25 protein-coding genes and 1 pseudogene are annotated in these 22,547 nt (G+C 70.0%); 14 read left to right on the plus strand and 12 right to left on the minus strand.

Annotated elements, in window-relative coordinates; all coding sequences use genetic code 11:
* The first annotated feature begins 1,378 nt into the window (after positions 1–1,378).
* Positions 1,379–2,155, plus strand: a complete 777-nt coding sequence (locus ACFPP6_RS29965) for a hypothetical protein (protein WP_382049010.1) — start codon at positions 1,379–1,381, stop codon at positions 2,153–2,155.
* A gap of 488 nt (positions 2,156–2,643) precedes the next feature.
* Here ACFPP6_RS29965 and ACFPP6_RS29970 read toward each other — a convergent pair.
* A pseudogene (locus ACFPP6_RS29970) lies at positions 2,644–3,173 on the minus strand (MinD/ParA family ATP-binding protein); the annotation flags it as partial.
* 173 nt (positions 3,174–3,346) lie between these two features.
* Here ACFPP6_RS29970 and ACFPP6_RS29975 point away from each other — a divergent pair.
* Positions 3,347–4,024 carry a hypothetical protein gene (locus ACFPP6_RS29975; RefSeq protein WP_382049012.1) on the plus strand — a complete coding sequence of 226 codons (678 nt, stop codon included), beginning with the start codon at positions 3,347–3,349 and terminating at the stop codon, positions 4,022–4,024.
* Between the two features lie 369 nt (positions 4,025–4,393).
* Positions 4,394–4,978 (plus strand): hypothetical protein, encoded by a 585-nt coding sequence (locus tag ACFPP6_RS29980; RefSeq protein WP_382049015.1) that lies wholly within the window; start codon positions 4,394–4,396, stop codon positions 4,976–4,978.
* 144 nt (positions 4,979–5,122) lie between these two features.
* Here the strand turns inward: ACFPP6_RS29980 and ACFPP6_RS29985 are convergent, their stop codons facing one another.
* From ACFPP6_RS29985 to ACFPP6_RS29995, 3 genes are all read right to left on the minus strand, one after another.
* Positions 5,123–5,416, minus strand: coding sequence for a hypothetical protein (locus ACFPP6_RS29985; protein ID WP_382049016.1), 294 nt, complete (start codon positions 5,414–5,416; stop codon positions 5,123–5,125).
* 139 nt (positions 5,417–5,555) lie between these two features.
* A complete protein-coding gene (locus ACFPP6_RS29990) occupies positions 5,556–5,771 on the minus strand; it encodes an e9imm peptide (RefSeq protein WP_382049019.1) in 216 nt (71 codons plus the stop codon).
* A gap of 154 nt (positions 5,772–5,925) precedes the next feature.
* Positions 5,926–7,515 carry a hypothetical protein gene (locus tag ACFPP6_RS29995; protein WP_382049021.1) on the minus strand — a complete coding sequence of 530 codons (1,590 nt, stop codon included), beginning with the start codon at positions 7,513–7,515 and terminating at the stop codon, positions 5,926–5,928.
* Positions 7,516–7,762: 247 nt separating this feature from the next.
* Between ACFPP6_RS29995 and ACFPP6_RS30000 the strand changes: the two genes are divergently transcribed.
* On the plus strand, positions 7,763–8,416 hold the full coding sequence (locus tag ACFPP6_RS30000; RefSeq protein ID WP_382049024.1) for a DUF7691 family protein: 654 nt from the start codon (positions 7,763–7,765) through the stop codon (positions 8,414–8,416).
* A 353-nt stretch (positions 8,417–8,769) separates the two neighbouring features.
* On the opposite strand, the gene ACFPP6_RS30005 is transcribed toward ACFPP6_RS30000, so the two are convergent.
* A complete protein-coding gene (locus ACFPP6_RS30005; RefSeq protein ID WP_382049027.1) occupies positions 8,770–10,053 on the minus strand; it encodes a hypothetical protein in 1,284 nt (427 codons plus the stop codon).
* Between the two features lie 233 nt (positions 10,054–10,286).
* On the opposite strand from ACFPP6_RS30005, the gene ACFPP6_RS30010 reads away from it, so the two are divergent.
* Entirely contained in the window at positions 10,287–10,976 is a 690-nt protein-coding gene (locus ACFPP6_RS30010; protein WP_382049030.1) for a hypothetical protein, read from the plus strand.
* A gap of 100 nt (positions 10,977–11,076) precedes the next feature.
* The gene (locus ACFPP6_RS30015; protein WP_382049357.1) at positions 11,077–11,556 is read left to right on the plus strand and encodes an NUDIX hydrolase; all 480 of its coding nucleotides are present in this window, start codon (positions 11,077–11,079) and stop codon (positions 11,554–11,556) included.
* A gap of 112 nt (positions 11,557–11,668) precedes the next feature.
* On the opposite strand, the gene ACFPP6_RS30020 is transcribed toward ACFPP6_RS30015, so the two are convergent.
* A complete protein-coding gene (locus ACFPP6_RS30020; protein WP_382049033.1) occupies positions 11,669–12,262 on the minus strand; it encodes a GNAT family N-acetyltransferase in 594 nt (197 codons plus the stop codon).
* A 224-nt stretch (positions 12,263–12,486) separates the two neighbouring features.
* Between ACFPP6_RS30020 and ACFPP6_RS30025 the strand changes: the two genes are divergently transcribed.
* Positions 12,487–12,828: a hypothetical protein gene (locus ACFPP6_RS30025; protein WP_382049035.1), complete on the plus strand. Its 342-nt coding sequence runs from the start codon at positions 12,487–12,489 to the stop codon at positions 12,826–12,828.
* Between the two features lie 87 nt (positions 12,829–12,915).
* Here ACFPP6_RS30025 and ACFPP6_RS30030 read toward each other — a convergent pair whose 3' ends face one another.
* The 3 genes from ACFPP6_RS30030 to ACFPP6_RS30040 form a co-directional block, all read right to left on the minus strand.
* Positions 12,916–13,959, minus strand: a complete 1,044-nt coding sequence (locus ACFPP6_RS30030; protein ID WP_382049038.1) for a dihydrouridine synthase — start codon at positions 13,957–13,959, stop codon at positions 12,916–12,918.
* A gap of 166 nt (positions 13,960–14,125) precedes the next feature.
* A complete protein-coding gene (locus ACFPP6_RS30035; RefSeq protein ID WP_382049040.1) occupies positions 14,126–15,031 on the minus strand; it encodes a hypothetical protein in 906 nt (301 codons plus the stop codon).
* 107 nt (positions 15,032–15,138) lie between these two features.
* Positions 15,139–15,909, minus strand: coding sequence for a GntR family transcriptional regulator (locus tag ACFPP6_RS30040; RefSeq protein ID WP_382049042.1), 771 nt, complete (start codon positions 15,907–15,909; stop codon positions 15,139–15,141).
* Between the two features lie 106 nt (positions 15,910–16,015).
* On the opposite strand from ACFPP6_RS30040, the gene ACFPP6_RS30045 reads away from it, so the two are divergent.
* Positions 16,016–16,297 (plus strand): hypothetical protein, encoded by a 282-nt coding sequence (locus tag ACFPP6_RS30045; protein ID WP_382049045.1) that lies wholly within the window; start codon positions 16,016–16,018, stop codon positions 16,295–16,297.
* On the plus strand, positions 16,294–17,163 hold the full coding sequence (dapF, locus tag ACFPP6_RS30050; protein WP_382049048.1) for a diaminopimelate epimerase: 870 nt from the start codon (positions 16,294–16,296) through the stop codon (positions 17,161–17,163). The genes ACFPP6_RS30045 and dapF overlap by 4 nt, the downstream gene beginning before the upstream one ends.
* A 275-nt stretch (positions 17,164–17,438) precedes the next feature.
* On the opposite strand, the gene ACFPP6_RS30055 is transcribed toward dapF, so the two are convergent.
* Positions 17,439–17,978 carry a hypothetical protein gene (locus tag ACFPP6_RS30055; RefSeq protein ID WP_382049051.1) on the minus strand — a complete coding sequence of 180 codons (540 nt, stop codon included), beginning with the start codon at positions 17,976–17,978 and terminating at the stop codon, positions 17,439–17,441.
* 114 nt (positions 17,979–18,092) lie between these two features.
* Between ACFPP6_RS30055 and ACFPP6_RS30060 the strand changes: the two genes are divergently transcribed.
* Positions 18,093–18,227 (plus strand): hypothetical protein, encoded by a 135-nt coding sequence (locus ACFPP6_RS30060; protein ID WP_382049054.1) that lies wholly within the window; start codon positions 18,093–18,095, stop codon positions 18,225–18,227.
* Positions 18,228–18,545: 318 nt separating this feature from the next.
* Here ACFPP6_RS30060 and ACFPP6_RS30065 read toward each other — a convergent pair whose 3' ends face one another.
* Entirely contained in the window at positions 18,546–18,974 is a 429-nt protein-coding gene (locus ACFPP6_RS30065) for a DUF3592 domain-containing protein (protein ID WP_382049057.1), read from the minus strand.
* Between the two features lie 405 nt (positions 18,975–19,379).
* Here ACFPP6_RS30065 and ku point away from each other — a divergent pair, with 405 nt between their 5' ends.
* The 4 genes from ku (at position 19,380) to ACFPP6_RS30085 (ending at position 21,877) form a co-directional block, all read left to right on the plus strand.
* A complete protein-coding gene (gene ku / locus ACFPP6_RS30070; RefSeq protein WP_465269386.1) occupies positions 19,380–20,150 on the plus strand; it encodes a non-homologous end joining protein Ku in 771 nt (256 codons plus the stop codon).
* 153 nt (positions 20,151–20,303) lie between these two features.
* Complete coding sequence (locus tag ACFPP6_RS30075; protein WP_382049062.1) at positions 20,304–20,558, plus strand: antitoxin MazE7; 255 nt, start codon at positions 20,304–20,306, stop codon at positions 20,556–20,558.
* A 4-nt stretch (positions 20,559–20,562) separates the two neighbouring features.
* On the plus strand, positions 20,563–20,940 hold the full coding sequence (locus ACFPP6_RS30080; RefSeq protein ID WP_382049065.1) for a toxin Doc: 378 nt from the start codon (positions 20,563–20,565) through the stop codon (positions 20,938–20,940).
* Between the two features lie 229 nt (positions 20,941–21,169).
* Positions 21,170–21,877, plus strand: coding sequence for a hypothetical protein (locus ACFPP6_RS30085; protein ID WP_382049068.1), 708 nt, complete (start codon positions 21,170–21,172; stop codon positions 21,875–21,877).
* A gap of 9 nt (positions 21,878–21,886) precedes the next feature.
* On the opposite strand, the gene ACFPP6_RS30090 is transcribed toward ACFPP6_RS30085, so the two are convergent.
* Positions 21,887–22,429: a hypothetical protein gene (locus ACFPP6_RS30090; RefSeq protein ID WP_382049071.1), complete on the minus strand. Its 543-nt coding sequence runs from the start codon at positions 22,427–22,429 to the stop codon at positions 21,887–21,889.
* Between the last annotated feature and the right edge of the window lie 118 nt (positions 22,430–22,547).

The following is a 22,547-nucleotide window of genomic DNA, read 5'->3' on the forward strand; positions in this document are numbered from 1 at the left end:
GTCATGAAGCATCTACATATATCGGCTATAAGCCTGAATGGCACTCAAGACAGTCATCAGTGAAAATTTGGGATAGATGGATGGCCTGGCGATGTCTGGGTATGCCCCGAAGCGCAATCAAGAGGCACCTCTGGCGAAGGGGCCTCCCCCACTGCGGTGCAGGGCGTGGCCTGCTTCTGAGGCCGGCATCATCGTCCATCTGTGGTCCGCTGTGGAGGGGGTAGGGCAGGAGCCGGTGAGTACGGGCAAAGCAGGTCGCGGCTTTGAAGGCAGGTCGAACCCTGATCGGGCGCGACGATGGCCTCGTATTTGGCGTGGTCATGTCCTCCGGGAATTGCCCGATCGGGCGAGTCAGCGGTGATTGGTGGTGCACGAGTTCAGCGGGGTGGCAGCTAATGGAGCACCCGCTGCCGTGGCAGTACCGGGGAGGTGAGTGATCAAGGTCCGGGGAAGTGGCCGGTTGCTCCCAGACGCGAGTGATCCGTCGCGGCGGTTCGGGGCCAGTCGGCAGGTTGACAGCGAAGGCGGGGCTGCTGCCTTCGCTGTTGAGCTCTGGCCGGCGGCAGGGCGGGATCGTCCACGAGGTCACACAATCCGTCGAATAGGCCGTAGCTGCGCCGGTATCCACTGGAACCGGTCTACCTTGGTGACCCATGGCAACTCTGGACATCGGCGGCAGCGGCTTCCTGGGTGCAGACAAGTAGAACCCTTAGCGTCCTCAAGCGGACAGATTGCAACCCTGGTCGCCGCGGCCTGGCGGCCGTGCGGGAAGCCCTGAAGGGCGAGGGCCTCGCGGCTGTGGTGACGCTGCCGTCCCTAACACTTTGAGCAGCTCATCGACTCGCCCGCCGAGATCGCCAGGCAGGGGAGCTGGCAGCAGGTGCCACCAACCGCCTCGGCGCTTGGTCACCAGCAGCGGATCGGCGACGGCAGCACTCTGTTGTCCCCTCCTCGGAGCAAAGGGCCAGGTGGGGACAACGGGGTGCTGCGACCGGCATTGTGTTGGCAGGGCTGCTGCGGGCACTTTGGGCCAGCGCCAAGGTCTAACCCGGTCGGGGCGCTTCGTGAGGTCTGAACCGCTCGGCTTGAGTGAGACAGTCAGGGGCTTGCTGTCCCAGGCTCTATGTGGGCCACCGCCTCAAATCACTCGCCACGGACTACCGGCCGACTGGCGGCTCGCTTGGTCTGAGACACTTTTGAAAAGATGCCTTGGGTCGCGTGGGGCCATCTCACCCCAGCGAGACCGGACACGTGCTTGCCCAATGATTGTGCCTCTGACCTGCGCGTTTGGACCATGACAGAGGGGTGGGTTGGAGGAGATGGGCGAGCCTGCCGAAGACCCCGGCAACAGAGTGTTGCCCTTTTCTAGGGAGCTTGCATGGAGCAGAAGGAGCAGCCGAAGCCTCTCCGCCCGGTGTTGCTGGACACCACTCGGACCATGGCACGCTTCGAGCAGCGCCACAGTACTGCTGAAAATCCTCGTCGGGAGGAGTTTCCTGATATCGAGGCACCGGGGGCCGAGCTGTCCGTTGTTCTCTTTGGAAGTAAGCACAAGAGCGCCCTACCCCGCCTTGCTCGACGTGCCGAGGCCATTGATCGCCTGGTCCTCATTCAGCAACTGCGTCTGCTGCTTGACCGGGAGGAACTGGCAGCGCTCCGGGACGGTAATGAAGCTGGTGCAACCTGGCGGCAACTCGGCGACCCTCTTGGTATCACCACTAAGAACGGGACGGTCCAGCGGATGCAGCGGCTACGAGTCGCGGTCGAGCTAGGGCCCTCTGCTCTGCGGGCACCGGGCGTCCTGAGAGCCCACGAGCGAGGCGTGGTTCAGGACGAGGACAGCCGGAGCAACTGGGTCGCCTTGAACTGCGAACGGGTTCGCAACGCGTCCGCTCAGCTTCTCCATCATAGGGCTGCGCTGATCACCGACGAGGATGCTGACGAGTGGCTGGATGATTTGGCGGATCGGCTTGAGGAGCCTGTGGGCCCTGCTTCTGAGGCCAGCATCATCGTCCATCTGAGGTTCGCTGTGGAGGAGATCGACCGAGCTGCGGAGGAGGTAGGCCAGGAGCCGGCGAGTACGGGCGAAGCAGTTGCGGCTTTGAAGGCAGCCCGGAGCCTGATCGGGCGGTATAGGAGTCGAAGCGCTCCATGAAGCGTTGCCCTTACAGGGCTGTCTCCTTGATGTCACCTCCCTTGGTCCGGACACGGGCAGGCGGGGTATTTGCTGTGCCTGTCGCCGCCGACACACCTTTGGGCTTGGCACCATAGGCTCAGGTGATTCGGGGGCTCGGAGTGTGTTGCCTGTCGAGGTGAACAGATCTCGCCCGCGGGTGGGCTGACCTTCGCTGAGGAGCCGGAGGGCGCGCGTCGCTGCTCGCGTGCGGATGCACTCCTCGGAACCCACGGCTGCGGCGGCAACGAGTGCTCGTAAGGGAGTGCTGTCCCACCTCTTGGTGTTGCGGGAAGCTTGCCGACTCAGGGCGTGTCCTGGTGGCCGCCTGCAGGAGCATTTTCAGGCCTGTCACCTGGTCGCCAACCGCCTCTGCAAAGACTGCCGCCAGCTGCTGTTGAAGCCAAAGATGGCTGCGGACCTTCCCTCTACGGCGCTGTCCGGTCGCCCAGGCCTGTGTCTGGAGCCGGTCACCGTGGGTGCGAAGGGAAGTGGCTGTGCTGCGGATACCCGGCTGGATTCCTATAGCGGTGCTGCTCGGCTGGTTCGGCCCGGAAGGCATTGACGGCCGGGGCGGGGGGCGATGTGGCCCTGCGGGTGGCGAAGCCCTCGGAGACGAGGGTGCACAGGTTCAGGTAAGCGTCGCGGGTCTTGGGCCGCATCATGTCGAGGTCCACCTCGGCACCGACCGCCAGGTGCTCGTCGAAGGGGACTACGACGACTCCGCGGCACCGGGCGGAAAAGTGAGCGACGATGTCCTCCACCTTGACCATCCGGCCCTTCTCCCTTACGGCCGAGACCACTGTGAGGCCCCTGCTGACCAGGTCGGTGTAGCCGTGGGCGTTGAGCCAGTCCAGGGTGGTGCTGGCGCTGGAGGCTCTGTCGACTGAGGGGTGGCGACGGTGATCAACTGGTCAGCCAGGTCCAGGACTCCGCGCATGGCGCTGTAGAGCAGGCCGGTGCCGGAGTCGGTGAGGATGACCGGGTACTGGCGGCCCAGTGCCGCATCCGCGATGCTACCGCCCCGGCAAGAGCGCCCGGCCCGCGCCGGAGGGGCCAGGCCCGACCCCTCCGGCGCAGTCATCGCCACGGCGCAGTCACCTGCAGCGGTGGGAGACGCCGGGGCTGAAGGGGAGCAGCCGGGCCGGGCGCTGCACCCGTATCGTGGTGATCATGTACACGTACAGGCAGAGGGTGCGCGCCCGGTCCGTAGTCGCCTCCCTGACCATGGTGCTCGCGGCCGCCACCATGACCACCGGCTGCGGCTCGGACGGCGGCTCCGGGACGCTGCCGGCCGAAGGGCCCGCCAAGCGGACCACAGCCCCGCAGCTCGCAGAGATGATCCTGGACACCAAACGGCTCGAGCCCGCGCTGCCGGACCAGTTCAGCGTCCCGGCCGAGCTGGACCAGTCCCGTAACCGCAAGGCGTGGGACGCCGACGATGCCGCCGTCTGCCAGTCCGAGGAATGGCCGGCGCAGTGGTGCGCGCAGGCAGTCGCTCTCGGCATCGCCGCCTACACCAACGCTCGGGACCAGGAACTGGCGATCCGGCTCATCTCCTTCCGCACCCCCGAGCAGGCCGCCGCGCTGTTCGCCGGCAAGGGCACCGAGGACGAAGTCGGGAAGAACCCTCCCGGCGACCAGATCGACGGCTTCGAGATCTCCCCCGGTCAGGGATGGCAGGGCCAGGGGATCAATGTCCGGCAGGGGGCGGTGATCGCCAGCATCAAGTACACCTGGAGCCCGGCGACGAGCATTCCCTCCGACCGGCTCATGGCCATCACCCGGATGACCGTCGAACGGATCAAGCAGGCGCAGCACGGCCAGCCGTCGACCGCCTCGACCCGGTAGCCCACAGGGAGGCGGGCAGGCCGGGCGCATGTCGCTGGAGCCGTGGCGGCTCGACGCGGTTCGTCGTGCTGCGCCCGGTTCACGTTGAGCGGGACCGTGCCGTCTTCCCCTGTCCATGGCTGGCGGCTACGCTCTGACCGCAGCCGTTTCCCAACTGCCCTCGGGACCACGGGTCTGGGCCCGCGGCGCCTTTGACCCCGCGAGCGCGGGGATGACCCGCCGTGCATCGCCATGCCTGAACGGCACGCGCAGCCGCGATCCCCGCCCACCTCGATCCACGGGGTGGCCCTGCTCGGCGCAGGGACGGCCCCCTGGCCCCGGCTCAGGGGGTACATCACCCATGCCCCGGCGCCGAAAGGCTTACCTGCCGTGACCGCACCCATTCCTGACCCTGCCGAACAGACCGCTGCTGCTGTGACCGCCGAGTTCCCCGGGCTGCGCCAAGCCCACCCGCACAGCATCGGCGCATCCCGGTCCCTCGCCGTCGTACGGCTGGACGGCCAGAGCGCCCGCTACAGCTGGGGCCCCTACGACGTCCACGTCACGGTCGGCCACGAAGCCCACCTCGACACCGACGACCCGGAGAGCACCTCGCTCCAGCGTCAGATCCGCGCGCACGCCACGCTCCTGGTCCCCGACGTCGTGGACGCCAGTACGCGCGGCCACGTCGAGTGGGACATCACCAACCCGCGCCCGGAGCTGATCTTCCCGACGGCGTTCAGCGCCGCGGCCGCCGACCGGGATGACCCCCGTTTCGCCAGCGCCGTCCTCGCGACCGTGGCGAAGGCCCTGGACTACGCCCGCATCGCGACACCGCACGCCCAGACCCGCGCCGCGGAGGCGGCCGAGGAGGCCCAGTGGGAGCGCGAGCGTCCCGAAGGGACGAGCCGGTTGAGGTGGATGCGAGCGAAGCGGGCCGAGCGTGATGCCCGCAGCGCACCGGGGAACCAGTAGCACCAGGGGCGTCGCCCCTGCTCCGCCACGGCCGGCTGATCCGGCCGGGCCGGGGGGCGGCAGGCCCCATCTCCCCTCGTCCACGACGGCGTCGACGCGGCACGCGCCACCTGGCGTCATGAGCTGGTCGGCCCGGCCGGGTGGTCAGCAGTAGCAGGCACTGACCGCGCAGCTCACCCCGTCCACCGCGCCGCCGTTGGTGACCGGGTGGGGCTCGGCCGCGGCATCGAAGCGGAAGGGCTGGCGCTCGCGCTTGGCATGCACGATGGTGCCGCCATCGTCCACGACCTCGTCGTGCATTTCCACCAGCACGTCGAGTTCGAAGGCGGCCACAGCCTGCGGCACGTTGGCCTGCTCGCCCCGGATGACGCGCAGGCAGATGTACCCGCAGTTCGGGCAGCAGTCCTCTTCGTCAGCGTCGAAGTCGAAGAACCCCAAGACGACTCTCCAAACCGGGGCAAAGATGTACGGAGTCCGGCCGAGACGGATCGCTGGGCAGCCTACTCATCCACGGCCAGCAGATCCCGGACGCCCATCGGGGCAGGGCGCGCCCGCGCACCTTGATAGCCCCACGCGCTCACAGTGCGATCGGCCGGTACACGAGGGCCTGGCCGACCACTTCGCCGGCCGAGAGCTCCCCGTCCGGGGGCCAGAAGATCAAGTCGCTGACATGCCCGGAGGGACAGCCCAGCGCCCCATCGAGCGTCTCCAGCCAGCCGTTCACCTCATCCTCCGTGGCGAAGTCCGCGTTCATGATCCGCTGCACCAGGGCAATGGCCTCTTCCCGGCTCATCCTCGCCGTATCCACCGCATCCCCCTTCCGTGATGTCCGCGTCCAGCCCCCCGGCTGGTGGTCCGGACGAAGGCGCTGGCAACGCTACTGCCACGGACGGGGCGTTCGGCCCGCCGGGCGGCCGAGGCCCGCATGGCAGTGAAGTGCCGACCGGTCAGTGCCGCGCACTGCCCTTCCTCGACGTCGCCTGCCGGTCGCCCTGCGGCAGGAGGCCCCACAGGAAGCGGTAGCGCGCGAGGGCCGGGCCCAGTCGCCGGCGCCAGGAGCGCGGACCCCACAGGGCGGTCAGGTGGCCGGTCCAGAACGCGGTGACGGCCTGGCGGGCATGGCGCTTCGCGTCGGTCGTCGCCGCGGGCGCCTGGTCCGGGAGGTAGCGGCCGTAAACGGGGAGGCTGGTCACGCCCGCCGCCCTCATCGCGCACACCCGGTGCTGCCCATTGGTGATCCTGGCCTGGCCCTCGTCCCACCAGAGGTGATCGGCGACCATCCGACGCGCCCACTTCCGGTCGCGTTCGCTCAAGTGCTCCATGGCGTAGAGCTCCTCGGCCCGCTCGTCGTCGCCGGCCTGCTCGGCCTCGGCATGGGCGAGGACGGCCTGGGCGATCGCCTCCCAGTCGTCGGCCTGGTGGTAGGGGCAGGCCGCGAACTCCTGCGGGCGCAGCTGGGTGAAGAGTTCGGCGTGGGCGGCCTGGGCCACGCCGGGGGTGTCCGGGTAGGTGCGGGCGAGCGCCTTCGCGCGCTCGGCATAAGGGCATTTGAAGAGGCTGTGGGGCCACGGGAGTTCGGTGGCCGCCACGGGCCGCACGCCGGTGGTCCCGCTCAGGTGCAGGACGCGGTGGTGCGGATCAGCGAACATGCTGGGATACAGGTCAGCTTCGTCGTCGGGGGCCGCCGGCCGTCGCGCGGCGTCCCCTGTGCGTAGGGTCTCCACGTCGGGCACGGTCATGCCGGTGAGCTCGTAGACGGGCCCGTCGTGCCAGCGCTCGCGCTGATCGGCGGCAATGCGCTCGGGGTTCGGCTGCACCAGGACGCGGACGTCGGTCTCGGGCAGTACCAGCAGGCCGGGCAGCCCGTGCACGGACAGCAGGGTCACGGCTCCTTGAGCCCACCCGGGGTCGGCCAGTAGGCCGCCGGCGCGCTCCGGGGGCAGATGGCCGGCCCATTCGACGCGGTGGAAGCCCTCGTCCACCCCCATGTCGTCGGCCGGAGAGCGCTCGGCGTGAATCTGGACGTAGTCGCCGACCATCACCTGGCCTGCCGCCTTGGTGAACGCGACCGCCCGCCGGCGCCTGACCGGGGCGGTGTCGTGGGGAGTCGGCTCCTCGGTGTCCTCAGCGTCCTCGCTGGCGTCCGCCTCCAGTCGGGCCCGGTCCCCGTGCCGGTGGCGGGGGACCTCGCCGCCGACGAACAGCGGCTCCCGCCGGACCGGCCAGCTCGGGTGCGCGGCATCCCAGGTCTGCCGCGCCCGCTCCACGGCCGTCTCCACATGGTGATCCCCGCCGCGCAGCAGCACCGCCCCCGGCATGCCCTCGCACAGCACCGCCACGACCACATCGCGCGCAGCAAAGCGCGTGCGGATCTGCTTCGAGGCCGGGTCCAGGAACGCCGGCCGCGCGATGTGCTCGACCCACTCCACACGCAGGTACTCCTCCCCGCGGCGCCGACGGTCCGGTGTCACGCGCTCCGAGGCCACCTCGAGGTAGTCCCCCACGGCCACCGCCTCGTCCAGCAGCACCCTGCGCATACCCCACCCTCCCCACAACACCCACTGCTCGTACCGTACTCAGGTACCAGCGTTGTCCGTCGCTGACGCTCTTCGCGATGTTGTTCCGCCGGGCAACCGTCTCCCCGCCCGGCGACCGCCGCCAACCGGTCCGGTGCAGCCAGCGCCGGGCTCGGGACCGTGGACGGCCTGGATACCGGAAGCGTGCCGGACGGGACGCCGGTTCCGGCACCGCCCGTTGTCAGTGGCCCTTGGCACGATGGCGATCATGAGCCACAACATCTGGTACTCCACCGCCGACAAGGCCGATGTCCTGGCCTTCCTGGGCAGCAACGGCAACCTCTCCGACGACCAGCAGCACCGCCTCGCCGAGATGCGCACGAGCGCTCAGGCCCGCCAGGACGAACTCGTCCGCCAAGACATCGACTGGGGCCTTCCTGTCCCCGAGGCCCTCGACCACCTCATCGCCGGGCACACCGACTCCAACGCCGAGTACGCCGGCAACGCCTACCACGCCGCCCTGCAGATCATCATCGACCACAACGCCTCCGACCCCGGCCACCTGGGCACCTTCTCCGGGCCCGCCACCTTCTTCAGCCACGTCGACGAGGTCATGAAGAGCCTGGGCGTACCGGCCGAGTTGCTGCCCTACGACTTCCTCTACCCGGCTCTACCGCCGGCCGGATTCCCGTACGTCCCGCACTCGGTCGACGGCTACCCCGCCATCGGCCACATGCCGCTGGACAAGGTCAAGCCCGCCGCCGACGCCTACCGCGCCGTCCTGGACCAGCTGGACCCCAGCACCCGCTACGACATCCAGGAACTCATCGAGAAGCTGGACGACGAGCACGAGAACTGGGTGTACGCCACGGAGAAGCTCGACTGGTACACCCAGGACACCCTCTTCTTCGCCCTCACCTGAGCGACTGCCCGTTCGGCGAGGCCCTGCGGGCGGTCATCCGTCCCGGGGCGCGGCACGCGGTGTCCCTGTTCCATGAGTACGGATGGTGGTGCGGCATGGGTACGGGGACGGATACGGCCGGCCACACGGTGTGAGCTGATGACTATGGACACCACCCCTCCTAGCGGCGCGCACCCACCCATCCTCGCCACGACCGCCAGCCTCAGCATGGGGACGGCAGCGCCGAGCCCACCGACTCATTCGGGTCTCGGAGCGCGGACAGAACGGTTCGCCACCTCGGGAAGATGACTGCGTACGGGGCGTTGACGTAGACGGGGACGCCCATGGCGAAGGGGCGCCAGCTGGGGCACGGTTCAGCGTCGGCGGCCGAATGGCCACCATCCCCGACGCGCGCGGCGGGGCTCGGCAGCCGGTCGCGGCGGCGCCGGGGGCCGCAGCGGCAAGGGCGGCAGCGGCGGTCGTTCCGGGAGCGCGGGCTCAGCAGGCACCCCATTCTGTACGACCGGCTCGGGCGGGGACACCGACGCCGGCGGGGACGGCGGGGCCAGGGGAGCTGGGGTCGTCGGCGCTTCCACGGGCGCTGGAGGTGCCGTGGCCGGTGGCGGTATGAGGGGTGCAAGCGGCCCGCTGGGCTGTGACCTACGGGAGGAAGCGGCGCCTCGTTCTGGTGCGGGCTTGCGTGTGGCTGCCGTCACACGGGCCTGCCGGAGAGTGCGCTGGGCGAGGGAGAGCGGCGGCGGGCAGGCGGGCCGGCTGCTGTGTCCGGTGGCGGCGTCGTAGGTCCAGTGGGCGAGCTGCCAGTGCTCTTCGGCGAACATCTGCAGCTCGGGCCTGCCCCTGGAGGGTGTCCACGTTCTCCAGGTGCCGACGGCCAGCACGAAGGCTCCGGCGGTGAGCGGGGTCAGGAGGCTGGCGTGGTCGGAGCGAATGCGTACGGTGAAGCCGTGCCCGTCGGCGAGCCGGAGGACCGGCCGTTCATGGCGGTCGTTTTCGACAGCGACCACTCGGCCGTAGACGGCGACCGGATGCCGGGGCTTCGGCCCGCGGGTCACGCGCGCGTACAGGCGGGCGTGATCGTCGGGCGTAGGGCCGTGGCAGAACTCGCCCCAGCCCACCGCCTTGGTCTCACCCGGGCGGCGCACCTTGAACTGGGCGACCACGTCGGCGTCGTAGTCGTGCTTCTGCAGGAACCGGGCGATGACGACCGCACTGTTGATCAAAGGAGGCAGCAGCGGCCCCAGCGTGGAGATGTTCACGCCGATCCGGTCACCGGGGGCGGCGGAGCCGGTGTCGATGGCGGGGGTGGTGGCGCCGATCTGGCCGAGGTCGTCGGGCAGCACCAGGTGCAGTTCGTCGCCTTCGATGACGGCCGTGCCCTGGGAGCCGCGTGCGATCTTCTGCAGGACTTCGGTGGGGTTGAGGGGGCACGTGTTCTCGTGCTGCCGATCCTTGGCGAGCCGGAACAGCGCGCCCCGGGGAGCCCGGCCCACCGTCGTGCGCTGGGACACCACCCGCGTCATGCAGAACGCGCAGACCAGCGCGATTTTCTGGCTGCGCCACCACGGTTCGTCGTCGATCTCGTGCGCGAAGACCTTCTTGCCGACCGTGCTGCTCTGGAACAGGCGTGCCTTGTCCACCGCCCCCACCCCCCTTGATCCACAGGAGGTCAGGGGATCACGAATGCCGGATGCGCGGAAGACGAGCCAAGGCCAATGGACCCGGGCCAGCCCCGGCAACAACGCCTTCTCGGCCATTGCGCGCGGCGAATCGGGCAGTCGGGGGCATCGGCGGCGTGCCGGTGGGCGGACTGCTCCATGCTCTGCGGCAGCAGGGCACGACGGGCGGGCCCTGGCGGCAGGGGAGGCAGCCAGTGGCCGTGACCGAGCTCTACATCGCGGACGAGATCACATCCCGCCTGCCGGAGAAGGCCCGCCAGGAGGCGGCGTTCAACCTGCACAAGCGAGACTGCCAGACCTGCGGGAAGGCTCTCGGCGACCAGGCGCCCGCACTCACCATCGACGCCTGCGGCCCGTTCTTGAGCGCGACACTCAACCACCAAAGCTGCCGGCCCTCGGGCTGGTACGAGCTCCGCTCGATGGCGGCGGGCGCTCACATGTCGTGGACCAGCCGCTTCTTCACCCTGCCCATGGGCGATGACGGCCCCCGTGGCCCGCGCGCGATGTTCATCGTCTGCCCGCACCTGGAAGGCGTGCACCTGGACCAGGACGGCGGCGACGGATGGAGCGTGAACACCGAACGGCACTGGCGGGCCCGCGGATTCCGCCCGATGGGCCGCGAGCTGATTGTCGACAAGTGGGTGGCCGACCAGACCCCGCCCCGCGCCAGCCTGAAGGGCACAACCATCCACATCGACGCGGGCCTGGACGGGCGATGGTCGTCCTCGGCGGACCTGCAGACCATCAAGGCGTGCCGGAAGCAGGGCGGCCTGCTGCTGGGCGTCTCCACCGCCTGCGAGCCGACCTCCACGGCCGGCCCCACCGACATCCTGCGCTACGGCGCCGCCGGCCACATCTTCCTCGGCTGGATCCCCCTGGTGTGAGCGAAGCAGCGGGGACGCGGAAGAAGGCGGGCGTGTCACGGGTGGGCCGCCCAGGGCAACGCCCGTGTGGTGAGCGGAACCAGGGAGGCGCTCGGTGAGCATGGGGGACGACCGGATGCGGTTCGGCGCGGGCGCCTGGGGGCTGATCCAGCGGCAGGACGGGCACGTGCTCCTCGTGCACCACGCCCGCTCCGGGCTGTGGACCCTGCCCGGAGGCAAGGTGGAGGAAGGAGAGACGCTCAAGCAGGCAGCCATACGGGAGGTCCACGAGGAAACCGGGCTTCACGGTGAGGCCGGACGGCTCCTGGTCATCCGGCACGCACGCCCGGGCACGTGGTTCGGGCCGCTGCAGCGCACGCGGGACTCACTGCACTTCGTGTTCGCCATGAACGTCCCCGCCGAGCAGTTCCGCGGGATCCGCCGGCAGGAGGACGAGGTCCTGGATATCCGGTGGTGGGCGCCGGAGCAAGTGATGGCCGACGGCCGGCCCGAGCCCTCGGTGCTCATCACGGCCGCCCTCGGAGTGCTGGCAGGACGGACCGAGGGATGCGCGTACCTGGAGGACAACGAGTTGCGGTAGGGCAACCCGAGTGCTACGCCCTTTCGGAGTTGCCCGCCGCCTTTCGTGCCGACGGCCACCGGGGCCGCTCGCACCGCAAACGGCCGCACCAGCTCCGCCACCGTGAGACAGGTCAGGAGCGCGGGACGAGCCCGGTGGCCTTTGCTGCCGGATGCGGGCCGGCTACCGGGTTCCGCCAGTGGCGGGCCAGCAGGCCGTAGAGGAGAGTGTCGGTCCACTCGCCGGTGTTGATGTTCATGGTGAACTCGGGGCGCCGGCCTTCGAGGGTGAAGCCGGCGCGTTCCAGCAGGCGGGCCGAGGGGGTGTTGCGGGTGTCGCATTCGGCGGAGACCCGGTGCAGTCCCTGGCGGAAGAGGTGGCCGAGTACGGCGCGGACGGCCTCGATGGCGTATCCCTGGCCGTGCAAGGCCGGGGCGAGGGTGTAGCCGAGGTCGGCCTGCATGCGGTTGTCGTGGAGGTTCACACCGAGGTCGCCCGCCAGGCTCCGGTCGACCTTGAGTTCGATGGCGTACTGGAACCAGCCGGGCTGCTCGGGGTCCTGTTCGCTGTAGACGCGAGCCTGGTCGGTCGCGGCTTCAGGAGTAAGGGGCGAAGGCCATGCCTGGTAGCGGGCTATGTCCGGGTCGTTGCGGTAGGCCGCCATGGGAGCCGCGTCCTGGATGCGGAAGCGGCGCAGGATTAAGCGCGTGGTCTCAATCTCGGTCATCGGCGCAGTGTCACACGGCGCGGCCGGGGCGCCGAGCCTTTTCTGCGTGTTCCGTTCCCGCGGAGACTGCTGTCCGGCCAGGCGAGCTGTCGCACGGAGGGAAACCGCGCCGGGAGACAGTCGTGCTCAGGACTGGCAGGGCGGCCGCGGCTGTGCCGGGCCCGGACCTGGGACACCCGGACGGGGGTACGGTTCCGCCCGGGCGCGATATCGTGGAGAACCTGATGACCACCGCACATGACCTGGGGGAGCCCCGCGTGGCCGAGGACCGCATCGAGCAGAACGAGATCGACTCGCTCACCCGGCGCGTCGAAGCGGTCGAGGACCGTGTCGAGGCGCTGCAGGTGCAGACCGGCGGCAACTTCGCGGCCGTCATCGAGGGCCAAGCGGCGCTGCGCCGCGAGGTCCGCGACGGGTTCACCAAGGTCAACGGCCGTTTTGACACGCTCGAGGGCCGGTTCGGCGCCCTTGAAGAGAAGGTCGATTCGCTCGCGGAGAACATCGGCCGCAACCAGGCGCAGATCATCGAGCTGCTGTCGCAGATGGTGGGCAAGAACCCCAACTGATCATCCCGGTGGCACCCAGTGCCGCCACTCGCCGAGACGCCGAGGGCCCGGATCCTGTGGATCCGGGCCCTCGGCGTCTCGGCTGCTCTACGCGGTCACGGCCGGCTCGTCCTCGCGGGCGTTGCTGGCCTGGGCCGGGGTGAGGGCGTCGAAGTGGCGCCGGGCAACGGAGGAGGTGCCGAGGAGGAGACCGTCGGGGGTGAAGTGGGGCGGGGCGAGGTGGCGCTCGAGGGCGGGGAGGTAGTTCCAGCGCAGGCCGGAATGGGCGGAGTGCGCGTAGTGGCGGAGGTCGCCGTAGGGGAGCCAGGTGGCGGCGGTGAGCGCGGCGAGGGCGCGGTTGCGCGGGTAGAGGCGCAGGCAGCGGCCGGCTTCGACCCAGGCCGGGGAGCCGGTGCGCACCTGGGGGTCGAACCAGGTGTGCTCGACGATCAGGCTGAGGTGGGCGAGCTGCGGGTACAGCAGCAGCCGGGGGACGAGCAGCCCCCACAGGAGTCCAGCCGTGCCGCCGACGAGGTACGCGGTGCCGGCCAGGGCGATGGCGGCGGCGGCGCGGCCGGGGAAGCGGCGCATGACGGCGGTGATCGTGGTGGTGGTCGTGCGGATGCCGCGGGGGGTGAGCGGGTAGACGAGGGCGGCGGCGAAGGCGGCGCGGGTGAGGCCCGGGCGCAGTCCCGCGGTGTGGAGCTCGGCGAGGTTGGGGTCGGTGCCGGGGATGGCCGCGTTGGGGTGGTGGTCGCGCACGTGCCGTAGGCGGCGGACGGGGACGGGGGCCAGGCCGAGGGGGTAGTGGGCGAAGACTTCGGCGAGCAGCAGGTTGGCGCGCGGGGTGCGGGCGAGGATGCCGTGGACGGCCGCGTGGCTGATCTCCTGCAAGTGCCGGAAATGGATCGCGACGGCGACGGCGGCGATCGTGGCGGCGAGGGGGCCCTGGGCGGCCAGGAGCCACCAGCCGGCTATGTGTACCCACTGCCCGGCGAGGAGCAGCAGGGGCGTGGTGTTGTTGGCCCGGCGGCGCTGGTGGGCTATGAGCTCGGCGGCCGGGGCGGTGCGGGGACGGCGCAGGGCGAAGTACGCGCGGTCGACCTGGCGCAGTGCGGTGCCGGTGATCAGGAGGGCTAAGCAGAGGGTCATGGTGGTCCTGGTGGCGCAGGGGGCGGGTGTCTCCCCACCGTTCATCGCGCAGCGTACATATTGGTCCACTATTTATGGGAGGGGTTCCGGACATCCGTCCGCCCGGCCCTGGACGTGCGGAAGGCCCGGCGCGAGCCGGGCCTTCGTCATGAGTGCGGGTGAGGTCCTACAAGGTGTCGACGGTCTGCCGCATGCGGGTCTCGTCCCAGGCCGCATCGAGCAAGGGGCGGGCGGCGCTCTCGTACGCGCGCAGGGCGGCCGGCGCGGAGTCGCTGCCATTGCCCCAGACGCTCTCGAACCGGCTGATCCAGCGGTCGACACCCTTGAAGTGCACGGTCGAGCGGCCCTTGGTGTAGTCGGCGTCGCCTTGTTCGTCTTCGACGAGGGCGGCGGCCGAGGCGATGATGATGACGTCGACCGCCTGGTCGGCGCGCAGCCGGTCGCGGACGGCCAGTCCGCAGGTGACGCCCATCTCGCGGTGGGAGTCGATGAGCTGGAGCAGGGGGCGGGCGTAGTCGGCGCGCAGGAGGTCGCGTTCGCGGGCGATGAACAGGCGCTGGATGGTGCCGCCGTTGTTCAGCAGTTGGCGGTTGGCGGCGAGGTAGTCGCGGCGGCGGGTCAGCAGGGCGGGGTCGGTGGTCAGATCGCTGGCGAGTATCCGCTGGGGCTGTGACTCGGATTCCAGGAGCGTCTGGAGCAGCATGACCGACAGGCGCGGGACTTCGCTGGCGTAGACCTGCATGTGGCCGTCGGCGACGGCACTGTAGTCGGAGACGAGCTCACGCTCGAGCTTCGCGCGGACCAGGTCGTAGTAGTGCGAGTCATCCATGTCCCGCAGGTTATTGGCCCGCCGGAGCTGGATGAAGCGCTTGCGCAGCCAGATATGGCTGCCGACCAGCAGCATCACGATCACCGTCTCGACGACCAGAAGGACGTTCTTCGTGGTCCCGCGCGCGGTGAGCCACGCGACGATCGGCGTGACGATCCCGGCAAGCCCGATGACATTCGCGAGCGCGGGTGACGCTAAGGCGTCGACAGCCCGGCCCGCTGAATCGCGGCGCGGTGCAGCCATGGAACCCGTCCCCTCCCCTATAACGGCCCCCTTCAGGGGCCGCGACCTTGTTGATGACCAAAAGCCGCCCCCGCCCGGCGGGCGCGGGCACCCCGGCAGGTCCGGTGTCAGGTGCGGGGCACCGGCGCCAGCGGGATGTCGTACGTGATGTCCCACCGCTCGGCCGGCACCACGATGTCCGCGGTCTCCACGGGGCGGCCGTCGGTGTCGTAGTGCGTACGCTCGATCAGCACCGCCTGCGCCCCCGGGGTCGCACCGAGCAGCTGCGCGCTCTCGCGGTCGAGCAGGACGGGGCGCGGCACCTCGGTGACGCGCGCGACGGTGATGCCGATGGTGGCCATCCGCTCCTGCACGCCGCGGCCGGCGAGCGGTCCGCCCTCGGGCAGGACGACCGGTGTCCCGGCGGTGATGGCGTAGGGCTCCCAGCTGGTGGCCGTCAGCACGCATCGCCGGTCGGCGAGGACCTCGTAGTCCGTGCGCACGCACAGCTCGCCCACCTCGATGCCCAGGCGAGCGGCGACCGGCGCCGGGGCCGGGACCCTGGCGGTGCTCTCGGCCTCCAAGCTCGTGGGGAAGCCGGCCGGGGCGAGCCCGAGGCGGCCGGGCGTGGCAGCCGGGTTCGCGGTGCGCGGCAGGATGTGGCGCTCGCGCGGGGCGCGGACGAAAGTGCCGCGGCCGCGGCCGCGGAAAGACTCCAGCAGGCCCTCGCCGAGCAGGATCTCCAGGGCCTGGCGGACCGTGTTCTCCCCGACGCCGAACTCGTCAGCCAAGCCGGGGCGGTTGGGGAGTTTGTGGCCGGGTGGCCAGGTGCCGTCGGCGATGCGGTCCCGGATGGCCTGGGCCACGCGCAGGTAGCCCGCCTCCTGCCGGTCAGCCATGCATCTCCCTTGCCCGCAGCCTTTGGTGAAACGGATTGACAATTTAGTCCACCAATAAAAAAATGGGGGACCAATAAGAGCGCGCAGTAATTACCGTTATTCGAATGTGGGTGCAGTGGGCTACGACCGCCACCAGAACGCCGCCATCCAGGCGGCCGCCGCGACCGTAGTCCAGCAGCTCAGCGAGCTGACCGGCACCACGCCCCGCGTCATCGCCGAGCTCGGCGCCGTCCGCATCGAAGCCGATGTCACCGACGCCGCCTTACGCCGCTGGACCCGCCTGGTGGCCGTCCTCGAACTCGGCACCGAATACGGCGTCAGCAGAACACCTGACGGGCAAATCGCCTGGCTGCGCATCACGCTACGACGACAAGGCCCCCGCCCATGACCTCCCCACCCATCACCCTGCCCTTCGCCAAGGGACACGGCTGCGAGAACTCCTTCCTGGTCCTGCCCGACCCCGACGGCCGCCTGCGCCTGACCGCCGAGACCACCCGCCGCCTGACCGACTCCCACACCGGCGCTGGCGCCGACGGCATCCTGCGCGCCGTCCGCTGCGCCGACGATCCCGAAGCCGCCGCCATGGCCGGCGCCGCCGAGTGGTTCATGGACTACCGCAACCGGGACGGCAGCCTCGGCGCGATGTGCGGCAATGGCATCAGGCTCTTCGCCCGCTTCCTCGTCGACACCGGCCTGTGCGCGCCGGGCACCCTCGCCATCGCCACCCGCGCCGGCATCCGCCGCGTCCGCGTTCCCAGCAGGTGCCAGGACCTCCAGGGCCCGGTCAGCGTGGCCATGGGCACCCCGCTCTTCCCCGGCCCCGACCACATCACCATCACCACCGCCGGGGCGAGCCGGCCCGCCACTCACGTCGACATGGGCAACCCCCACGCCGTCGTCTTCGTCAACGACCCCGCCGACGCCGGAGACCTGCGCACCCCGCCCACAGCCGAGCCGGCCGACACCTACCCACACGGTTTCACCACCGAGTTCGTCGCCGTCCGCGGCCCAGGCCACCTCGCTCTGCGCGTCCACGAACGAGGCGTCGGCGAGACCCGCGCCTGCGGTACCGGCGCCTGCGCCGCCGTCGCCGCCCACCGGCGCCGCACCGGCCAGACCGGGGCAGCCGACTACCACGTCGACCTGCTCGGCGGGCGCCTGCACATAGCCGTGCTGCCCGACGGCGACATGGAGCTCACGGGGCCCGCCGTCATCACCGCCCAGGGGGCCCTTCACCTGCCCCGTACGGCGTAGGTCAGCCCCCGGAGGCGCGGCGGCGCCGCAACATCTCGCAGGCTCTCGCTCCCGCCGGCGCAGCGCCCCGCCGCCAGAGCCCCTCCAGCGCCCACGCGCCCCCTTCGACTTCCCCGGCATCCACGCCGCTGCCGCCTTGAGGGCGGCCCCGTGCGACGTGCGAAGTGGACAAGGGGCCGCCCAGCCGCAGTCCTGTCAGTGCGGCACTCTGACCGTACGACAGCCCCCGCCTCGGTCCCACCGGTGACGGGCCGATACGGCGATGACAGATGTGGTCAGCCGGACTCGGGGGAGTCGGGGCCGGTTAGCCCGGCCAGCCGTTGCGTGAGCTGCCCCACCATGGCTACCGCCAGGGTGAAGAACTCCCTCGGGTCCATCTCCGGCTGACCAGCCTTGCGCACGGCCGCCCGGTAGCCGACGAGGGCCGAGGCAACCGCCGCGGCGTCGCGCGCAGCCGCGAGGACCTGGTCGTCCGGGTCCTGCTCATCAGGCCCCGCGGCCCGGGCGAGGTCGCTTACCAACTGGCTGGTGCGCGTCGCCAGCAGCAAGGGCTCCGGGTCGACCGGCGAGGCAGTCGCCACGACCTCGTCACGGACCGGCCCGAAGGCCTCGCGAAGAGGCTCGACGTCGACGCCTGCCTGCATGGCGTCCATCTCGGCCCCCATCAGGTGTGCTTCCGCCGCACCCATCAGCACGTTCGCCCACATCACGGCGCCGACGGCGTCGCTCTGCACGGTGTCGGGGGTCCAGTGGATATCCAGCGCCTTGAGCGCGTTTTTCAGCTGCTTGGTGTGCTGGCGGGGGCGATCGGCCACGGCACTTCTCCCTTCGAGGCGGCTCCTGATCCCGAGTCTGCTCCGACAGTACGGACGATCAGGGGGATTCACGGGACCGAGCGATGGTGGCGCCCGCTCCACCTGTCCTGGCGCGTGCTGTGCCTCGTCGGCGCCACAGGCGTGGTCGCCGCACTCCTGCCCCGGCGTGTCGCCGCGCTCCGCTTCGCCCTGGCCCGCCTGTACCTCGCGCTGTTGGCGGCGCCGTTCTGCATGCTGTCCGGCGTCTGACCGCGACACCGCCGGCTGCTGGGCGCGCCGTCCGGGCGAAGCACAGCCCCCGGCCGAACCGGCAGCTGCCCGACACCCGCCCGGCCATCACGTCGACGCCCCGGCACGGGATGGAACTACGCGGGCGGCCGCAGCGCTTGACCGCACCCCGTGCGGCAAGCAGGGACGGCACTCCCACGGCGACGGCGGGGGACAAAGCACGACTGTGCGGTTTTGCCGGGGCGACCCGCCCCAGCACGGATGCCGTCGTTGGCCATGGGGAAGATCGTGGTGGTGACGCTGTCCGGCTCTGCGGGCCGCCCCCACGGCGTCCTCGGCCTACAAGCCCGGCTTGCTGATCCCGATCCAGACGAAGGCCGCGCCGAGTAGGGTGAACATGCCTGTGACGAAGATGCCGAGGAGCTGCCCGAACAGCGGTGACCAGGCCCCTCCTCGCCCCATGACGGTGGCCGAACGGGCAGGGTTCGAGGCTCGGTAGTGGATCGTCACGGCCTGCCCCTGCGTCATGAACATGGCATCTTCCTCGAACTCGACGTACTGCCCGTCCTGGGTCGTGAACCCGTAGACGTGGTGCCAGCTGGTCCCGTTGTCGCTGGACTCCGTCGAGTAGCGGCGTACGCATCGGCCCTGCACCGATATGCCACGGAATAGAGAAAGCAGCCGACTGACAAGCTGCCACGTGAGGAACCCGCAGAACGAGCCGAAGGCCGCCAGGATCAGCAGGCCGATCACGAGGGCTTGGTTCATACGTAACTCCTGGCGTCCATGGTTGTCCGGGACGCGCACCGGCGACCCGACCAGATCCTGACTCATGATCGTTTCGAGCGCCAGAGACAAAGCCGGAGCGCTGGACCCTCGGAGAACCGCGCCCCATCCGAGCAGCACTGCGAGCACCGTGCCGCCGCGGAGCGCTGGCCGCGATGCAAGCGGCCGTCGGACAGCTCAAGCCACCCGCCGAACATCTGACACCAGCCGCCGCGTGGCGACGTTCCGTGCCGGGCGGCCCGCACACGGGCCTAGGGACGCCTCCGGCGTGCGCGCGGCCAAGGCGGCCACGATGCTGGAGGCCATGAAAGATCACCCCCCTGGGTCGAGCTCGGCGCCAGCCTGTAGGGAACCGGCACGTGCCGACGCCGGTGACCAGGTCGGCGCATGAGGCCGGTGTGGAGCGGGACGATCAGCGTGGGGATGATCGTTCTCCCCGTCCAGCTCTACCCCGCCACGCGTACCGAGCACCCGGGACGGACGCACGAAGTCCATGGGCTGGACGGCGGCCGGATCAAGCACCGGCGCGTATGCGAGGCCGACGGCCAGGAGGTCCCCTACGAGCAGGTCGCCCACGGGGTCGAGACACCGACCGGCACGGTCGTCCTCCACGACGACGATCTCGCCCGTCTTCCCCTGCCCGCCCGCAAGATCCTGGCTTTGGTCGGCTTCGTCCCCGTCGGCAGCGTCGACCCGGCGCTCTTCCACCGCTCCTACTACGCCGAGCCGTACGGGCCCGGCGCCGACCGCGCGAGCGCCCTGCTCGCCACGGCGCTGGCGCGCTCGGGCCGCGTCGGCGTCGGCAAGATCGCCATCCGCATGCGCGAACGCCCCGCGGTCCTGCGTACTGGCGGCTCCCGGCTCATGGTCCATACCCTGTACTGGCCGCACGAACGCAATGAGCCGCCGGAGCACCGGGCTCCCGCGGTGCCGCCGACGGACCGGGAACTGGGGATGGCCGAGGTCCTCGTCGAGGCCCTGGCCCAGGACGCGCCGCCCGAGCTGCACGATGAGTACGTCGCCGCGCTCGAGCGCGTGGTAGAGGCGAAAGCCGCCGGCGGACAACTCGAGCCGCCCGCCGGGCCTCCCCAGCCCGTCGACCTCATGGCCGCCTTGGAGGCCTCGATCCGGGCGGCACGCCGCGATCAGCAGCCATGACCTCCAGGCCGGCTGGTCCACGGCGTCGCCCCGGTCGCCAGCCGCAAGGCCAATGACCGCGGGGCGCCTGCTGGAGACGGCGGTCTAGCGACGCGGCCACGAGAAGGCTCAAGGTGGTAGCGCAGCCGGTATACCAGTGGGCATACTCGGTGCATGGACGACAGCAGCGGCAAGGACACCAGCGTCAAGGTCGACAAGGTCACCCATGCCCGCCTCAAGGCGCTCGCCGGGGAAACACCGCTCAAGGACTTCCTCGCAGACCTCGCGAGGCGCGAGGAGCAGCAGCGCGCCCTGGACACCGCGACCGAGGCTTTCCGGCGCGCGCTGACCCGGGACGTGCTCGCCAAGTTCGATGCCGAATTCGGTGGCCTTCCGCCCGTCGCGCACCAGACCCCGCAGGCGGCCTGACCCTGTGGATCTCCTCGTCGACTACCGGTGGCTCCTGGCCCGCCAGGAGGACATCCTCCGCACCGACCTCACCGTCAATGACCTGTCCGTACTGGTCGGCATGGCTGCCCGGCACCGAGTGGACCCGCCACGCCTTGACCAGGAGCATCCCGACGCCTACTGGCGCGCCGCGGTGTTCCTGGAGGAGTGCGTCCTGCTGCGGCCCCTGCCGGCGCGCAACGAGGCGTACGGATACGGCCTCGCCATCGCCTACCTGGAGGCCTCCGGCGAGCGCGTCGACACCTCTTACGAGCCCTGGCGCGACCTGATCAGGGACATTGCCACCTTGCGCCTGGACTCGTACCAGATCGCCGACCGCCTCCGGTCCTGGAAAAGACCCTGACAGCGAAGTAAGCCTTTCCGGACCCGCGGCCTGTGCTGTGTCATGACGTCAGCTGCACTGCTGCGGTTTGAAGAAGGCGCTCATCGTGCTTCGGCGTCGAATCCGAGGCCCACCGCGCCAGGGCGGGAGACGGTCGGCGAGTGGGAGCAGTGCAACCACAAGGCGCAGTCCGCTGGAAGTCCGCGACCAACTACGCTCGGCGACAGTAGAGTTATGGGAGATAGAAGGCATGTGGTTTGAGGGCAGTGTCAATGGTCTTGAGGTCCATACGCAGTACTCGAACCCGTTTCCTAGTGAGATCCTGGATCCCGACACCGCCGCTGGCGGCCTTTCCCCGGGGCAACTGCACGCACGCGATGCGCACCACGAAGCAGGGCATGCTGTCGTCGGCATAGTGCTCGGGTTGCCCGTCACTCGGGCTACTTTGCACGTCCGCTCAGATCTGGCACCGGCCCCACCCGGCACGTATGTGGAGACGGGGCATGTGGCGCTTGGCCCGTTCGTCGCGCCGCTCGAAGATCTCGTGACATTCCACATGGCAGGTGTGCGCGCGGCGCACCGGTGGCTCGATGAACAACGTCTTCTCACCCCTGCCACCGCATTCCTCAATGATGTGATCGGAGGCTTGGGCGACCAGGCGAGCTTGAGGGCGGTCAAGACCGAGCGGCCGGTCCAATTCACCTGGGGGACCGGCCGACCAGATACCCTGCGCGATTCCTGGGACCATGTGGACGTAGCTGAGGTCTACTCTCGAGCGGACGCTCTGATCAAGCTGTACTGGCCGCAGATCACGTCCGTGGCCCACCATCTGCTCGACCACAGCGAAGCGAGCGAAGACGACCTGCGCGCTCTGCTGGAAACACGCAGCAACATCAGCAGCACACCTGAGCGGCCAGCCGATCTCGCTCCCGCATCGCGTTTGTACTCGCGGCCCTAAATCTCAAGCTCAGACCTTGTACTTGCCGCGCAGGTCGGTCAGACGCCCATACAGGGCAACCCACTCGTCCGTACCGGGGGACTGGTGGTGCTCGATGCGCTCGGCGGCCTCGCACAGACCCTTCAGCGCACGCAGCCCCTGCCCGTCGAACGCGGCCGACCGCGAGGTCTCCAGCAGTGCCCCGGTCGCGGTGTCCGCACTGCGCCGCTGTATGACGGTGAGCTGGGGGAGGAGGTCGACGACGAGCGGGGCGAGGTGGTAGTCCCAGCGCCTGGCGGAACGCACTCGCCCTACAACGGGCGGCAGCCCAAGGATCCCGGCACTCCACAGCACCACCTGGGTGGCCGACAGAGCCGTGTTGTCGGGGGTCGGGAGCAGATTCAGGGCGCGGCCGATCTGCAAGCTGCCGAAGGCAGCGGCCACGCAGGACATCCAGAGGAACGGCTTGGGCATCAGCGACGGCCGGCGTGGCTCGGGATGCTGTGCCTTGGCCGCGGCGATGACCACGAGGGCGATGGCCACCAGCCACCCCAAGGTCAGTCCCAGCGTCATGACTGCTTCCACTGCCCCACCCGTTCCCTCGAACATCCTGCCCCCAGGACCATAGCGGCGGGCACTGACACCGGCCCCACTCTGGTGATGGACGCTGGGTGCCGTCACCCCACGCGGC

Origin of the sequence: Streptomyces aureoversilis, from assembly GCF_042657885.1 — a bacterium.
Taxonomy (GTDB): domain Bacteria; phylum Actinomycetota; class Actinomycetes; order Streptomycetales; family Streptomycetaceae; genus Streptomyces; species Streptomyces aureoversilis.